This is a genomic window from Scandinavium sp., from assembly GCF_051650185.1.
In the GTDB taxonomy this organism is placed as follows: Bacteria; Pseudomonadota; Gammaproteobacteria; order Enterobacterales; family Enterobacteriaceae; genus Scandinavium.
In genome coordinates this window covers 1-13999 of the sequence record NZ_JBOFIN010000055.1, presented here as the reverse complement: position 1 = coordinate 13999, position 13999 = coordinate 1, and the positions used below count along the sequence as shown (strand labels likewise).

The window sequence follows — 13999 nt, the reverse complement described above, 5'->3', positions numbered from 1 at the left end:
GTGGCGAACCCCGGGAAGATGCCCGGCTGACCCGTCCGGACAGGGCGATGATCCGCCAGGCCATCATCGATGCGGCAACCGTCTGTCACCAGGCTGAGCGACAGACGCTGACACAGGATGTGCGCGATGCGCTGTTTGTGCTGTCAAAAGACAGCACATTGCCGGAGAGCCGACGAACACGTGCCTATGAGATGGCGGAGTCGATAAACCTGTTCTGCTCTGGCTTTGAGGGGGAGTTATTCAACCGGGAAGGGACGCCCTGGCCGGATGCGGATATCACTCTGGTTGATCTGGGCACTTTTGCCCGTGAAGGGTACGAGGCTCAGCTTGCCATCAGCTACATTTCACTGATTAACCATATCAACAACCTGGGCGAGCGCGATCAGCATCTGGAACGTCCCATCGTCAATATCACCGATGAATCCCACATTATTACTGTGAACCCGCTGCTGGCCCGCTTCCTTACCAAGGGCTCGAAGATGTGGCGCAAGCTGGGGATCTGGCTGTGGCTGGCCACGCAAAACCTGGCAGATTTTCCGGATGAGGCGAAGAAGCTGCTGAACATGATTGAGTGGTGGGAGCTGCTGGTGATGCCCCCGGAGGAGGTGACACAACTGGAACGGTTTAAGACGCTCAGTGAGGCGCAGAGGCAACTGCTGCTCTCCGCCAGCAAAGCCCCGGAGAAATACACCGAGGGCGTGGTGCTGGCGAGTAAAATCGAAGCGCTGTTCCGGGTGGTGCCGCCGAGTCTCTATCTGGCGCTCGGCATGACTGAAAAACATGAGAAGGCTGCGCGTGCGAAACTCATGCGTGAGCAGGGCATCAGTGAACTGGATGCGGCGATTCAGGTCGCGCGTCAGATTGACAGGCTAAGGGGGCTGGCAATAGGGGCATATTGATGAGTGCAGGGTATTTTATATCGAAAAACTCACCAATTTCTGGATTAATCATAGTGGCAATAAGGAAATTGCCTGCTTCCTTCAGGATGTTGTCGAAGATACAGACGCCGGACTATCGTTTTCGGGGGTACGTCGTCTGGCATCAGATCCTGACAGGTGTTTTTGAATCATGAGGTTGAGGTAATTTCGGGGCCAATACTCCCGGTCTGAAATGTTCAATCTGTCATGCTCGACAATACTGAATCTGATGGCGAACATCTTGTATCTAAAGGCGCAGATGCTTTGATTTGTACTCCCGGCCTTCGTTTTTTGTTCCTGACAAATGGCTACGACAAACAAAAAATTGTTTATCTGGACGCCCCGACATATGTAAACCTGGGCGTCAGAGTCGTTGTCGGTTTACTGAAGAAGATTCCGGGACTTCAGTGAACCTTAATTTGGACATAACGGATATTCTGTCCATGCCGGCAGAATGGCAACCGATACACCTTCATGAGTTCACAGTAGTTGACCGGCAGCTTTGAGCGAAAAGCGGACTCCTGCATAGCGTAAACAGGCGTTCGATATTTTGAAGTGGATAGATTACTTAACCCGCTTCCCCGTTTCATCAATGACCCTCTCACCATCCTCTTTGGTAAACGCTCCTTTCTGACCTTCCGGTAGAATACCCAGCACTATTTCTGAAGGGCGGCAAAGACGAGTGCCAAGCGGTGTAACAACTACCGGCCGGTTAATCAGGATCGGATGTTGAAGCATGAATTCAATCAACTGCTCATCACTAAATTTATCTTCATCAAGACCCAAGTGTTCATAAGGCTCAACGTTTTTACGCAGCAAGGCACGCACTGTAATCCCCATATCTGAAATAAGTTTAATAAGCTCATCATGGGTCGGAGGCGTATCGAGATAATAAATTATCGTCGGTTCGTTACCGCTGTTGCGGATCATCTCCAGCGTGTTGCGTGAGGTGCCACAGGCCGGGTTGTGATAGATGGTTATGTTGCTCATATCGGTATCTCATTACAAAGTGACAGAGAGCCGCCACGCCAGCGCGGCCAGAGTGACAAACAGCACGGGCACAGTCATGACAATGCCGGTACGGAAGTAATATACCCAGGTGATCGTCATATTTTTCTGGGCAAGCACATGCAGCCACAGCAGGGTTGCCAGACTGCCAATCGGGGTGATTTTCGGGCCTAAATCGCAACCAATCACATTGGCATAGATCATCGCCTCTTTGACGACTCCGGTTGCTGTACTCCCGTCAATAGAGAGCGCGCCAATCAGTACCGTCGGCATGTTGTTCATCACTGATGAGAGGAACGCAGTAAGGAAGCCCGTACCGAACGTCGCTGCCCATAAACCCTTGTCTACCAGTAGATTCAGCACGCCAGACAGGTACTCCGTGAGTCCTGCATTGCGCAGGCCATAGACCACCAGATACATGCCCAGCGAGAAAATAACGATTTGCCATGGCGCACCGCGCACAACTTTCCCAGTGTTGATGGCATGGCCTCTTTTTGCCACCACAAACAGCACTGCTGCGCCAGCCGCCGCTATCGCACTGACAGGGATCCCCAGCGGCTCAAGAATAAAGAAACCGATAAGCAGCAATAAAAGAACAATCCAGCCCGCCCTGAAGGTTGCCGGATCCTTTATCGCACTGGCTGGCGTCTTGAGCAGCGAAACGTCATACGTCGCCGGAATATCCTTGCGGAAAAAGATATGCAGCATGACCAGCGTGGCCGCAATGGCTGCCACATCCACGGGGATCATGACGGAGGCATACTGCGTAAAGCCCAGACCGAAAAAGTCCGCCGAGACGATATTCACCAGATTAGAAACAATGAGCGGCAGGCTGGCTGTATCCGCAATAAATCCTGCGGCCATGACAAAGGCCAGTGTCGTGCCCTGGCTGAACCCCAATGCGAGCAGCATCGCAATCACAATCGGCGTCAGAATCAGCGCGGCACCGTCATTGGCAAACAACGCCGCAACAGTGGCACCGAGCAACACTATCCAGGTGAACAGCAGGCGGCCACGTCCGTTACCCCAGCGGGAAACGTGCAGTGCGGCCCATTCAAAGAAGCCTGACTCATCGAGCAGCAGGCTGATTATGATGACCGCAATAAATGCAGCAGTCGCGTTCCAGACGATATTCCAGACAACGGGAATATCAGCGATATGGATGACACCGGTTACCAGCGCCAGCGCTGCCCCGATACTCGCGCTCCAGCCAATACTCAGGCCTCTGGGTTGCCAGATCACCAGTACCAGCGTCAGTAAAAATATACTCCCTGCCAAAAACATCTCAGACCCCATTATATATGATTATTCGAATGTGTTTTCCAGCCTCAGCAGGAGGTACAGGATGATTTGTCCAGCCATTCACGCACGTCCTCGCGCATACACTGCCAGGACGTTGTGATTATCTCAGCTGCCCACGCCGGTATGTGGGGTGAGAGACGATAGTGGATCCATTTGCCCTCCCTACGATCAAGAACCAACCCAGTATCGCGAAGAATAGCCATATGTCGCGAGATCTTGGGCTGCGACTCGGAGGTGGCCGCACAGATATCGCAGACACACAGTTCTCCTGACTCCCGGAGAAGCATGACGATGGAGAGTCGTGTTTCATCCGATAGGACTTTGAAAAGCTGAACAGGTTGTAGCATTTTTCACTCCGTTCCCTTTAGAATATGTATATGGTAAATCATATATATCAACATTAAAATCATCTGCTCTCTCCGGAGGAGAAAAATGGAACAATTTCCTGCCCTGAATACTGAATGCTTTGATCAACACATCGCTAAACACCTGCAAATGCAGGAACCACCACGGATTCTTATCCTGTATGGTTCAGTAAGAGAGCGCTCCTACAGCCGCTTCGCCGCGGAGGAAGCAGGTCGCCTGCTGACGGTGATGGGCGCGGAGGTGAAACTCTTTAACCCCACAGGTTTACCCCTGCCGGATGATGCGCCAGACACACATCCAAAAGTCACCGAGCTGCGCGGTCTGGTCAGATGGTGTGACGGGATGGTGTGGAGTTCTCCGGAACGGCACGGGGCTATGAGTGCAGTCATGAAGGCACAAATTGACTGGATACCCTTAAGTGAAGGCGCGGTTCGTCCTTCGCAGGGCAAAACACTCGCGGTCATGCAGGTCTGCGGCGGTTCACAGTCCTTCAATGCCGTGAACCAGATGCGTATTCTGGGCCGCTGGATGCGGATGTTTACGATCCCCAACCAGTCCTCCGTAGCAAAGGCATGGCAAGAGTTTGACGAAAACGGACGAATGAAACCTTCGTCATGGTATGACCGCATCGTGGATGTAGCCGAGGAGCTGTTTAAAATCACACTGCTGCTTAAGGGACAAACCGGTTATCTTGCGGATCGTTACAGCGAGCGAAAAGAGAGTCACCAGGAGCTTTCATCCCGTGTCAATCAGGACAAAATATAACGTTTGTTCTTCGTGAATCCATACAGCATGAGCTCAACAACGTCCGCTATTGGCACTTTTCTGCCGTTCACCTTCGGAACGTCGCTTCCTGTCGGATAATGTTCTCGACCGTATATTGAGTTTCCCAAAGCCAGCCCTCGTCTTTGCGCGTTAAATCCCCTCTGACACAGACATCAAGGGGAGTCTTATGAAGCACTGTCTCTTTCTTATCCCGCTGTACCTGCTTTTTACTTCCACGAATGGGCTGGCTCAGACGGTGATTTACACCACCGCTGACTGGCCTGTGGTGCATCCTGAGCCCGGTGTGGAAGTTCAGTTGCTGGAAAACGCCGACACATTGTCGCAGTCGTTGTTTCCTCCACTGTCTGCCAGCCCCGCTAAGGCGGAGGTGCAGGTTCGCCTGCGCATGCAGCAGCCAGACTGGCATACGCAGGAAGCCCGGTTGACCCGTGCATATCAGGCGTTGCTGGATGCTCGAACTACCGGCATAACCAAAATGCCTGCAGTGGTGTTTGATGACCATTTCGTGGTGTACGGCACCACCGATGTGGCGCTGGCGCAGCAGAAACTGGATACGTGGCGGGAGCAGTACCCATGAAAACATCCTGCTCTGCATTACTGACGCTGCTGGTGGTGAGCCTGCCCGCTATGTCTGTCACCACGCCGCAGATAATGGCCTCCGCGTTGTCACCGGACTGCCTGCAGTACCGTGTGGTCGGTCTGTGCTATTGGTTGTTCTGCACACCGTTTGGCTGCACGGTCAAAACCTCCGTGAAGGTGAAACACAACCTTCCTGACCTGGTGGTCTCTGCCTATAACACGCCCGGAGATAATCCGTGGCGGGAAATAGCCTTTGCCGGCGTGGCGATACCCGGAGCCGAAGGGGGCGGGGACACCAACTCCCGTATCAACAACAGCCAGACCAAAATCCGTTTTAAAAACGCCGATGCGTTCGGTCATCCGGCTGGTTCAACGTTCTACCGTTTTCTGAGCGGGATGGGTTACAGCTGCAGCAATGATGTGGTGCCGTTACAACCTTACTTCATCAGCACACTGGACCAATTGGCCTGGCGTGGCGGCATACCGGAGATGTTCTACCCGGAAGCCCTGACACCGGGTCTGCGTGAGGTCCGGCAACCTGGTGATTTATGGGGCAATGTCTACCCGCGGGAAGGGGCGCTGGGGCAGACCGACGACTATAAAGCGGGGGCGGTGATAGCGCAGCGCGCAGTCGACATTGTCACCCGCAGCGGGCAACCGCATGTCTATCTGTCGGAGGTGGGGTCTTCCCGGCCTGGCTACTGGCCACCATCCCCGGTGCAGGAGGGTAATCCAGGCAACCACACCTGGCAGCGGCTTTCACCAGTGATGAGCTCCACCTGCGCCATGTTCCCTGACCACACAATTACCGATGTCTCTGCTGAGCGTCAGTCACTGAATGGGGGATACATCTGGGCGCTGTGGCGTCCTTACGCCTGTTGCCGGCGACGCGGGCAGACCTTTCTGGGGAGTACCGGAGGATGAAAATGATGCGACAGGTATATAAACCGGCACTGATGGCTGTGGCTTTCAGTCTCAGCTGCCATGCCGCGTGGGCGGCCGAGGACAGCTATGGCGTTGACGAGAAAGGGGCCATCGCTGACTCACTGTACTACCAGATTGGCGGGGGGTCAGTCATAACCCCTGCACTGACCCGACGTAACCCCTCATTGCTGAATCTGCGGGCGGGCTGGAATGCTGACCTCACCTGCGGCAACTTCGATATCACCACCACGGTACGCGACCAGCTTAACGGTGTAACTCAGGGTTTTCAGCAGATGATGGGCAGCGTGATACAGAATGCCACCTCCGCTGTTGCCAGCCTCCCGGCGATGATTATTCAGCGCGCCAATCCCCAGCTTTATGACCTGCTGACCAACGGCATTCTTCAGGCAAGGGTGGACTTCGACAAGTCAAAACTCTCCTGTGAATCTATGGCCTCGAAGATGACCGACTTTGCCTATGGCCCAGCCTGGACCCAGAGCGCCAAAGCTGAAAACTACCAGACCATCGCAGCCAGTAATACCGATGCGGTACAGGCACAAAAGAAGGCCGAGAATGAAGCCGCCAGCAAAGGCAAAACCTGGGTGGGTGGGCAGAAGCGCGGTGGCAGCGGTCAGCCGCCGATTAAGCTTGTCGGTGACACCGCGAAGGCGGGCTACAACATTCTCAATCAGCGCAGCGCCACTGATTCCGGGAGTATTCCGGCATCACAGTGTCAGGGCGAACTGTGCCGGGTCTGGAGCAAGCCAGAGCAGGCGGCAACTTGGCTCACCCATGTGGTGGGGGAGCAGACCATCAACGTGGCTCCGGATAACGATGAGAGCGGTAACAGTGCCAGTCAGAGCGGGGCTCAGGCTGGCGTGGGACTCTCACCGCTGATTGCGGATGAGCAGGAGAAAATCGCCACGGTACTGGCCTCGCTGGTGAATGGCGACCTGAAACCCACGGACGAGAATCTGGCAAAAGCCTCCGGCGGCAGTCTATTGCTGACCCGCGGGGTGGTGGAAGCCCTCCACTCAGACCCGGATGTTCCTGTACTGATGCAGCGGCTTTCCGGTGAGATGGCGCTTGCCCGGGTCATGGAGCAGGCACTGATGGCCCGCCGGATGCTGCTGGCAGGGATGCGTGAGCCGAACATTGCGGCTGAAAAAGAGGCCCAGACGCAACTGACACAGACCACCGGTCAGCTTGACCAGGAGCTGAATCAGCTGCGGCTGGAGCTTGAGATGCGCCGGATGCTGACCAGCAACACCAGCGCGGTCATTCTCGAGCGCCAGGCAGTGCGGGAGGCGACCCGTGGACGGGCGGTCAGCGTCGAGGATGACGGTGATGCTCGTGTCCGTAACCTCAGCCTGCCATCAGGGGACCAGAAATGAGCAACGTGAGCAAAATAAATACGTTACTGAAACTGACAGGAAAGATGCTGCTGGTAACCGTGGTGATGACCATTGGTCTGCTGTTTGTCGCCATGGTCCTGCGGCATTTCGCACCATCGCTTTCTATACCTCACCTGTTGCATCAGTATCGCTACAGCCTTCTGGCCTGGCGGCTTTGCGTGTATACCGCCATTGTCGCATTGTGGAGCTGGTTATACCGTCGTGCCGGAAGTAGGCAGCGTTCAGCGCTGAAACGCCTCATAGGCTGGTTTTTACTGCTGATGCTGCTTAATGAGTTTTGTTGTCTGACGCAGTACTCAGGAGGTCAGGCATGACGGCGAACAGTTATCTGGAATATGCACTCACTGTTCTTGGCTGGCTGGTCAGCAACGGCATCTGGAATGCGATAGCGACCACTGGCATGTTTTCCCTGCCGCTGCTGATGAAGCTGATTGCCCACTACCTGAAAGCGCGCGAGCAGGGTGTGGACGAAGGGGATGCGGGCGGACTGACGCTTCACTGGATGGAGAGCACGGTGTATGTCTCCATGATGGTCATTATGTTTACCTGCGAGCCGCTGTTTAATGTTGATATCACAGAAATGACGCTGGATAAGACGCGATCAATGCAGTGTGATGTTTCGGTGCCTGCCGTACCTGAGAACAACGGCTATGCTCCGCTGGTTAACAGCCTCAGTGGACAAATCGCGAGCGTTCCAGTGTGGTGGTATCTGGTTCATACCCTCTCGAAAGGACTTACTGAGTCGGCTATTGCGGCAATCCCTTGTGAACCGGACCTGCGCCAACTGCGTTTTGAGGTCCAGCACACCCGTATTAATAATCCGTTGCTGGCACAGGAACTGAAAGATTTTACGCTGGAGTGTTACGCGCCGTCGCTGGTGCATCTGAAGCAACAGGACGTGGGACTGTCCTACGATGACGATCAGGATGTGGCCTGGATTGGTTCATCGCGATTTCTGACCCGGCCGGGTTACTATGACAGCAATCATGCCCGTAGTCCCCGAAAAAACTGGTCGTATAACAGCGACAGGGATGCGGGACTGGTCAACACCGGGCGCGGTGGCTACCCGACCTGCAGGCAGTGGTGGTCGGACAGCAATGTTGGCCTGAAACCCCGGCTACTGGCGATGGTGAAACCGGATATCTGGCAGACGTTCCGCAAACTTGCTGTCAGTCAGAGTAGCTATGAGGAAGCGGTGCTGCGCTCACTGGTCAGCCCACGTAACATGGAAGTTTCGCAGGACGGGCGAACGTATTCGGGCTATGGCGGGACAATAGCCGGCAGCTTTACCAATGCACTGACCCGAACCATTGCCACCACAGGGCAGGTGATGGCGACTACGGGCGCGTTTCCGGCGTTTGATTCACTGCGCCAGGCGCTGCCGATGGTGCAGGCGATTTTGCAGATGGCACTGATTATTTGCATCCCGCTGGTGACGGTGTTTTCGGCCTACAGTATCAAAACGGTGCTGACACTGACGTTTGCGCAGTTCGGGCTGATATTTTTGACCTTCTGGTGGGAGCTGGCGCGGTGGCTTGACGGATGGATGATGTCGCTGCTCTACAGTGGCGACACGCACAGTTACTGGAATCTGGCCGGGCTACAGAACACTCAGGACGATCTCATTATGCAGTTTGTTACAGGGACGATGTTTATCGTACTGCCCGCCTTCTGGATGGGAGCACTTGGATGGGCTGGACTACAGTTAGGAGGAACGATTGAACGGGCAGCAATATCAGGAGTAAGAGACGCATTCAGATCTGGCGGAAACGCCGGTGAACGAATCCGATTAAGCTCAGGTGGTGCAGGAAATAAAGGAAAATAATACAGGGGTAGCAACGAAAATGCGGGCAAAAATAAGTTAATGGTGATTTTCATCATTATCTATTCGACTACCACCAAAATAAAATCCAGGGCCTTCGGGTCCTGTATTGTTGTAGCCATCTTCTGGCTCATCTTCTTTTGATTTTTCTAACCAGTCATTCCCCGTCATGCTGAAATACATCCAGATTAACAGCGTCACAACGATAAAAAAGGCAATTGCGACGGCACCTGCTGCTGCCAGAACCACGATGGCGGCAATGCACAGATACATTGGTAATTTTGTGGCCCACCGGGGAACGCCTCGCTGTTGGTGTTGGATTTCCTGTGCTCTGAGAACATTGAAATAATGACGGGTGAATTTTCCCAGACGATAACCAAAATTATTTTGTTGCATGACTGTATCTCCCGGTCATTATGCATAAACACACCTTATGTTGGTGGTTAAATAATAGCCAGTCATTTTGTCTATTTTTGCAGCAGGCATTTTCGCTTAAGCTGAAACTCAGTTCAGCATAAAGTCCCCGACGATTGGAAAGTGTCGGTTTTCATAGCACAGCAGGGCAGCAGCCAGGGCTTCCATTTCAGTATGTTCCGGGGTTCCCGCCTTTGGATTGAGCTGGTACAACGCATCAATGCGCTCAAGACTGCTTTCGTAGTCGTCGTGATTTCTGATTTCCATTCCCTTTCACCTTCCATAGTCGAACTTTGCCCCGGCACAGTCGTTACTGTTTAACCGTTAAGACTGCTGGGGGCATCGCATTTCCTGCATACCTGGCTTGAGAGCCGAAAACCTGGCCCCGTGCATTGATACTGCTGTCATAGTAATCAAAAATACTGCCAGAGGGCCGGGTAACAGTCTGAAAATGGCTCACGTTGAAAAGGCCAGGGCAAGGGAAAAGGCAAAGGGGGAAGGGTAAGGGTCACTGAAGGGGTAAAAGCCTTACCCGAAAAGGCTAAAACCCAAAAGGCAGCCGCCTTAAGGCAATATTTCCTGCATTCATGACATCCTTATTTCATTAATTATTATTCCGGTATTGAGTTTATTGCCGACCGGATTCATCGTTTTCGACATAGTGCTCCTGAATTCCTTCTTTCCCTTATTCATGAATGCAGGAGAGCGATGATGATTATCAGTTTTATCAGTCAGAAAGGTGGTGTGGGGCGCTCAACGCTTGCCCGCGCCGCAGCCGTGGAGAGTATCCGCTCAGGTGCAAGTACGCATCTGGGCGATCTGGACAGTAAACAACAGACCAGCGCGAAATGGGCCGAGCGTCGTGACAACGCGGGGATTTTTCCTGTCGTTGAAACCGGGGTGTACCGTCGCCACGATGTGGTGATGAAAGCGGCGAACAGCTACGAATGCCTGATCGTGGACACACGTCCTTATGCCGATGCTTCCTCACTGGATATTGCCCGGCAGTCCAGTCTGGTCGTGATTGCGACGGGCACATCGGTGGATGACCTGGAGCCGTCGCTGCTGCTGGGATATGAACTTATGCACAAAGGCATACCCCATAACCGGTTGCTGTATGTTGTGGGGAAGGCTCCCAGCCTGGCCGAGGGGCGGGCTGCGATTGAAACAATTAACAGCTGGAATTTTATCTGCATCAACAACTTTCTGACCTTTAAAGCGGGCTACAGCATCACGCTGGATGCAGGCCATGCCATCACCGAGACTCCCTGGAAAACCCTGAACCGTCGTGCCAGAAACATTGTGCATGACATTCTTGCCCGCGCACGGCAAAGCGGGAATTAACTTTCCCTGCTGAAATCATGAGACAAGGTATTCCGCTTTTCATGATTTCAGCATTTCATCGGATATACCGCCATGGTCAAAAAAACGGCCCCAAAGCTGTTACCGATAGTCCCCCGTCCTCTGAGTGTCACAACCACCGATTTCCGGGAAGGGGAATTTAAACCGCTGCAAATCCGTATCGAACCGCAGTTGCATCGCGAGATAAAGATCGCTGCTGCAGAGCAGGGAAAGAGCATGACGGCATTTCTGCTGGAGTGTTATGACTTCTGGCTCAGCATGAATAAATGAAAGGCGGCACTCATGAAAACAGGGTTGCGTGAAAAGCTGAAATGGCTCAAAAAACCGGATAGTCAGCCAGGGGAGCCAGAAGCGGTTAAAAAAGATGAGGTTAGCAGACCTGGATGGTTTATTCCGCAGGGGGCGGATGCGCTGCTTGCCACGCCGTTGCGCCAGCAACTGCTGAAGATAATCTGGCAGCGCACATCCGTTTCCGCTGAGTTATTCGCCGAACTGTATCGGGGGCCGGTGGCGCGCTTTGCGATGCTGGCGCAACAGTTCCCGGCCTCGGAATACCATCACCATGCTTACCCAGGTGGGCTACTCGATCACTCGCTGGAGGTGATGGCCTTTGCGGCAAAACTGCGACAAAGTCATCTGCTGCCTGCTGGTGGTGCACCCGAGGATCAGGCGCGTGAGGCAGAAGCCTGGACTGCGGGGGTGCTGTATGCGGCATTGCTGCACGATGCCGGAAAAATCGTGGCGGACATCGATGTTGTGACCGATGCAGACCAGGCCTGGCATCCGTGGCAGGGTGCACCCACCCATGCTTATCAACTGAAGTACCGAAAAGCTCGGGATTATCATCTGCACCCGGTGGCCGGCTCTCTGCTGGTTTCACGCATTTTACCCGACACGGCGCTGAACTGGCTGGCGCAGTACCCGGAGCTGCTGGCCTCGTTTTTGTACTGCATCAGCGGGCACTATGAACGGGCAGGTGTACTGGGTGATCTGGTGCAGGAAGCTGACAGGGCCTCGGTGGCACAGTTTATGGGGGCCAGTGCCGGCAGCGTGCTGAACAATCCGCAGCCTTCGCTGGCGAAGCAGGTACTGATGGCACTACGGGAACTGGTGCATACCCGTTACAAACTGAATAACCCGCACTCAGGCTCAGATGGCTGGCTCACCGGGGACACGCTCTGGCTGGTCAGTAAGACCACCGCTGATAATATACGGGCATGGTTACTGCAACAGGGTGTTACCGGCGTGCCTGACAGCAATGTCCGGTTGTTTGATGAAATGCAGTCACTGGGGCTGATTGTTCCCACGCCGGAGGGGAAGGCCATCTGGTCGTGTGAAATAGAGGCCAGTAGCGGCTGGACACCCGGCAGGCCACTGACCCTGCTACGAGTATCGCCAGAGCGAATATGGTCTGATTCGGATAATCGCCCGGCAGCATTTGACGGCCTGGTGAGTCCGCAGTTGCTCACATCTGCACAGCAAGAGGAGGTTGCTGAACAAACCGTAAAGGCAAACCCGGAAACTGATGTCTGTTCGGAAGGTGATCCACTGAGTGAACTGGCGCTGTCATTATTCTCTGATGGTGAGAGTGTCACCGGGCCGGAGAGCTCTCTTTCTCCGGAGCCACACGCAGAAGAAGAGGTATTCATTTCGGAGGTCAGCGCAGGCCTGGTGGAAGTGGATTCAGCACTGTTGCCCGCAGATGATACTGCACCTCCCGCAACGATCAGAAGTAAACCATCTGCTGTTCCGGTATCGGGGCTGAGCTTTGTTAACTGGCTGCGGGAAGGTCTGCAAACCCGAAAAGTTCAGATCAACGACCGGCTGGCACGGGTGCATATGGTGGACGGGATGCTGTTTATGGTTTCGCCGGAAATCTTCAAACTTTACGTGCAGTCCACAACGGGCAGCACTGGCGACGAATGGAAACTGGTGCAGAAAGCTTTTCAGAAACTGCGGTTGCATTACCGGGGGATGAATAACATCAATATTCACGCCTGCCAGGTAAAGGGGCCGCGTAAAACATCGCGTGTTGAGGGCTATCTTCTTGCCTCCCCAGAAGAGATTTTTGGGGAAGATGTTCCGGAAGATAACCCCTATCTGTCTGTGATGGTGAAGGGGAGTCACCCCACGGCCTGATGGCGGGGCGGTGGCAGACAACGCAGGGTACGGCTTACACCGCCAGGGTATGGCGGGAGCCATCGGGCAATTCGACGGTGATTTGCAGTTTGCTGCCCGTGGCTTCGACATAACGCTTCAGTGTTGAAAGCCGGATATCCCGGCCCTTTCTTTCCATAGCAGCGATAGTGGGTTGTCTGACATTCAGAATCTGCGCAATGTCAGTCTGCGTTTTGTTGGTTGCTTCACGCAGTTCAGTGAGATGAATACAAAAACGCATATCAGCAGCAATCTCTGAGATTGCTTCAACGGCCTCTGGCGTTTCGGCTGCAATCAGTTGTTCGAGCGTGCTTCCCATGATATTCCCCAGGCTCTGGTTGTCAGATTATGCAGAAAACAGATTAAGCGCTATATAGATAAAAAGCTATATTTTGCCAGTCTTAGTCACTGTAAAGCAGATGCCGGACCACCTGCTTCTGAGGGGAGGCTTAATCCCAGTGCACCGCATGATTTCGCTCACTCAGCAACAGCACAATTGTGCCCGGAGCTACGTTGTAACGAGCGATCGGTTCATGGTCGATAGCGATACTCCGTTCGAGGGGGCCGGCAAGCTCGGTCAGGTATTTTTCTCGGTCAGAGACTGAGAGAATCGCCCACACATAACGACCTCCATTGGCAGAACATGCCGTGGTGTACGTTTGGCTTCTGCCAGACAGCGGGTGATAAAGAGATTCTGCTGGGCCCCGGAGCTGGCAACTCCATCCAGACGGGCAGTGCTAATGCTTCCCTGCATATCCCGGAGAAAAGTCCCGGGGATTATCTTCAGGGTTCAGTTAACTGTTCATCGTGCTAAATAGCTGCGCCTAATACCGCTACACTTTTGCCTGACCATGTTTTCCTCCGGGGAATGGGCTGACTGTTTCCATAAAATGGTGAACTTTTCTCAGCAGCTGCCACATTGTCCGGCACTGATGGTTTCGGGTTAT

At 53.8% G+C, this 13999-nt stretch carries 16 protein-coding genes and 3 pseudogenes; 11 read left to right on the top strand and 8 right to left on the bottom strand.

The features are described 5' to 3' along the window. Positions 1-899, top strand: a pseudogene (locus ACRCWW_RS06510) (conjugative transfer ATPase); the annotation flags it as partial. Between the two features lie 225 nt (positions 900-1124). Further along, positions 1125-1328, top strand: a complete 204-nt coding sequence (locus ACRCWW_RS06505) for a hypothetical protein (protein WP_438681681.1) — start codon at positions 1125-1127, stop codon at positions 1326-1328. A gap of 153 nt (positions 1329-1481) precedes the next feature. Here ACRCWW_RS06505 and arsC read toward each other — a convergent pair whose 3' ends face one another. The 3 genes from arsC to ACRCWW_RS06490 are packed head-to-tail and all read right to left on the bottom strand — an operon-like array spanning position 1482 to position 3574. Then, entirely contained in the window at positions 1482-1907 is a 426-nt protein-coding gene (gene arsC / locus ACRCWW_RS06500; RefSeq protein WP_438681680.1) for a glutaredoxin-dependent arsenate reductase, read from the bottom strand. Between the two features lie 12 nt (positions 1908-1919). Continuing rightward, positions 1920-3209, bottom strand: a complete 1290-nt coding sequence (locus tag ACRCWW_RS06495; protein WP_438681679.1) for an arsenic transporter — start codon at positions 3207-3209, stop codon at positions 1920-1922. A 44-nt stretch (positions 3210-3253) separates the two neighbouring features. After that, positions 3254-3574 (bottom strand): transcriptional regulator, encoded by a 321-nt coding sequence (locus ACRCWW_RS06490; protein WP_438681678.1) that lies wholly within the window; start codon positions 3572-3574, stop codon positions 3254-3256. A gap of 85 nt (positions 3575-3659) precedes the next feature. Between ACRCWW_RS06490 and arsH the strand changes: the two genes are divergently transcribed. From arsH to ACRCWW_RS06460, 6 genes are all read left to right on the top strand, one after another. Beyond that, positions 3660-4358, top strand: coding sequence for an arsenical resistance protein ArsH (arsH, locus tag ACRCWW_RS06485; RefSeq protein ID WP_438681677.1), 699 nt, complete (start codon positions 3660-3662; stop codon positions 4356-4358). Positions 4359-4545: 187 nt separating this feature from the next. Next, positions 4546-4956: a TIGR03757 family integrating conjugative element protein gene (locus tag ACRCWW_RS06480; protein ID WP_438681676.1), complete on the top strand. Its 411-nt coding sequence runs from the start codon at positions 4546-4548 to the stop codon at positions 4954-4956. Then, on the top strand, positions 4953-5882 hold the full coding sequence (locus ACRCWW_RS06475; protein ID WP_438681675.1) for a TIGR03756 family integrating conjugative element protein: 930 nt from the start codon (positions 4953-4955) through the stop codon (positions 5880-5882). Before ACRCWW_RS06480 ends, ACRCWW_RS06475 begins: the two co-directional genes overlap by 4 nt. A 32-nt stretch (positions 5883-5914) precedes the next feature. Continuing rightward, positions 5915-7276: an integrating conjugative element protein gene (locus ACRCWW_RS06470; RefSeq protein WP_438681682.1), complete on the top strand. Its 1362-nt coding sequence runs from the start codon at positions 5915-5917 to the stop codon at positions 7274-7276. After that, on the top strand, positions 7273-7611 hold the full coding sequence (locus ACRCWW_RS06465; RefSeq protein ID WP_438681674.1) for a hypothetical protein: 339 nt from the start codon (positions 7273-7275) through the stop codon (positions 7609-7611). Before ACRCWW_RS06470 ends, ACRCWW_RS06465 begins: the two co-directional genes overlap by 4 nt. Next, positions 7608-9122 (top strand): conjugal transfer protein TraG N-terminal domain-containing protein, encoded by a 1515-nt coding sequence (locus ACRCWW_RS06460; RefSeq protein ID WP_438681673.1) that lies wholly within the window; start codon positions 7608-7610, stop codon positions 9120-9122. Before ACRCWW_RS06465 ends, ACRCWW_RS06460 begins: the two co-directional genes overlap by 4 nt. Positions 9123-9158: 36 nt before the next feature. Here the strand turns inward: ACRCWW_RS06460 and ACRCWW_RS06455 are convergent, their stop codons facing one another. Further along, a complete protein-coding gene (locus tag ACRCWW_RS06455; protein WP_438681672.1) occupies positions 9159-9515 on the bottom strand; it encodes a DUF3742 family protein in 357 nt (118 codons plus the stop codon). Between the two features lie 108 nt (positions 9516-9623). Continuing rightward, on the bottom strand, positions 9624-9800 hold the full coding sequence (locus ACRCWW_RS06450) for a hypothetical protein (protein WP_438681671.1): 177 nt from the start codon (positions 9798-9800) through the stop codon (positions 9624-9626). Between the two features lie 441 nt (positions 9801-10241). Between ACRCWW_RS06450 and ACRCWW_RS06445 the strand changes: the two genes are divergently transcribed. The 3 genes from ACRCWW_RS06445 to mobH all read left to right on the top strand — a co-directional run bounded on the left by ACRCWW_RS06445 (position 10242) and on the right by mobH (position 13034). Next, complete coding sequence (locus tag ACRCWW_RS06445) at positions 10242-10877, top strand: division plane positioning ATPase MipZ (protein WP_438681670.1); 636 nt, start codon at positions 10242-10244, stop codon at positions 10875-10877. 72 nt (positions 10878-10949) lie between these two features. Beyond that, positions 10950-11165 carry a toxin-antitoxin system HicB family antitoxin gene (locus ACRCWW_RS06440; protein WP_438681669.1) on the top strand — a complete coding sequence of 72 codons (216 nt, stop codon included), beginning with the start codon at positions 10950-10952 and terminating at the stop codon, positions 11163-11165. 12 nt (positions 11166-11177) lie between these two features. Then, on the top strand, positions 11178-13034 hold the full coding sequence (gene mobH, locus ACRCWW_RS06435) for a MobH family relaxase (protein ID WP_438681668.1): 1857 nt from the start codon (positions 11178-11180) through the stop codon (positions 13032-13034). Positions 13035-13068: 34 nt separating this feature from the next. Here the strand turns inward: mobH and ACRCWW_RS06430 are convergent, their stop codons facing one another. The 3 genes and pseudogenes from ACRCWW_RS06430 to ACRCWW_RS06420 form a co-directional block, all read right to left on the bottom strand. After that, positions 13069-13371, bottom strand: a complete 303-nt coding sequence (locus tag ACRCWW_RS06430; RefSeq protein ID WP_438681667.1) for a helix-turn-helix domain-containing protein — start codon at positions 13369-13371, stop codon at positions 13069-13071. A gap of 133 nt (positions 13372-13504) precedes the next feature. After that, a pseudogene (locus tag ACRCWW_RS06425) lies at positions 13505-13674 on the bottom strand (SOS response-associated peptidase); the annotation flags it as partial. A gap of 211 nt (positions 13675-13885) precedes the next feature. After that, positions 13886-13999: pseudogene (locus ACRCWW_RS06420) on the bottom strand (IS630 family transposase); the annotation flags it as partial.

What these genes read in the sequence shown, in the direction of transcription:
- ACRCWW_RS06455 (WP_438681672.1), bottom strand. Translation starts at nt 9,515, where the DNA reads ATGCAACAAAATAATTTTGGTTATCGTCTGGGAAAATTCACCCGTCAT.
- ACRCWW_RS06490 (WP_438681678.1), bottom strand. Translation starts at nt 3,574, where the DNA reads ATGCTACAACCTGTTCAGCTTTTCAAAGTCCTATCGGATGAAACACGA.
- ACRCWW_RS06440 (WP_438681669.1), top strand. Translation starts at nt 10,950, where the DNA reads ATGGTCAAAAAAACGGCCCCAAAGCTGTTACCGATAGTCCCCCGTCCT.
- ACRCWW_RS06460 (WP_438681673.1), top strand. Translation starts at nt 7,608, where the DNA reads ATGACGGCGAACAGTTATCTGGAATATGCACTCACTGTTCTTGGCTGG.
- ACRCWW_RS06430 (WP_438681667.1), bottom strand. Translation starts at nt 13,371, where the DNA reads ATGGGAAGCACGCTCGAACAACTGATTGCAGCCGAAACGCCAGAGGCC.
- mobH (WP_438681668.1), top strand. Translation starts at nt 11,178, where the DNA reads ATGAAAACAGGGTTGCGTGAAAAGCTGAAATGGCTCAAAAAACCGGAT.
- ACRCWW_RS06480 (WP_438681676.1), top strand. Translation starts at nt 4,546, where the DNA reads ATGAAGCACTGTCTCTTTCTTATCCCGCTGTACCTGCTTTTTACTTCC.
- ACRCWW_RS06470 (WP_438681682.1), top strand. Translation starts at nt 5,915, where the DNA reads ATGGCTGTGGCTTTCAGTCTCAGCTGCCATGCCGCGTGGGCGGCCGAG.
- ACRCWW_RS06495 (WP_438681679.1), bottom strand. Translation starts at nt 3,209, where the DNA reads ATGTTTTTGGCAGGGAGTATATTTTTACTGACGCTGGTACTGGTGATC.
- ACRCWW_RS06450 (WP_438681671.1), bottom strand. Translation starts at nt 9,800, where the DNA reads ATGGAAATCAGAAATCACGACGACTACGAAAGCAGTCTTGAGCGCATT.
- arsC (WP_438681680.1), bottom strand. Translation starts at nt 1,907, where the DNA reads ATGAGCAACATAACCATCTATCACAACCCGGCCTGTGGCACCTCACGC.
- arsH (WP_438681677.1), top strand. Translation starts at nt 3,660, where the DNA reads ATGGAACAATTTCCTGCCCTGAATACTGAATGCTTTGATCAACACATC.
- ACRCWW_RS06505 (WP_438681681.1), top strand. Translation starts at nt 1,125, where the DNA reads ATGCTCGACAATACTGAATCTGATGGCGAACATCTTGTATCTAAAGGC.
- ACRCWW_RS06475 (WP_438681675.1), top strand. Translation starts at nt 4,953, where the DNA reads ATGAAAACATCCTGCTCTGCATTACTGACGCTGCTGGTGGTGAGCCTG.
- ACRCWW_RS06465 (WP_438681674.1), top strand. Translation starts at nt 7,273, where the DNA reads ATGAGCAACGTGAGCAAAATAAATACGTTACTGAAACTGACAGGAAAG.
- ACRCWW_RS06445 (WP_438681670.1), top strand. Translation starts at nt 10,242, where the DNA reads ATGATGATTATCAGTTTTATCAGTCAGAAAGGTGGTGTGGGGCGCTCA.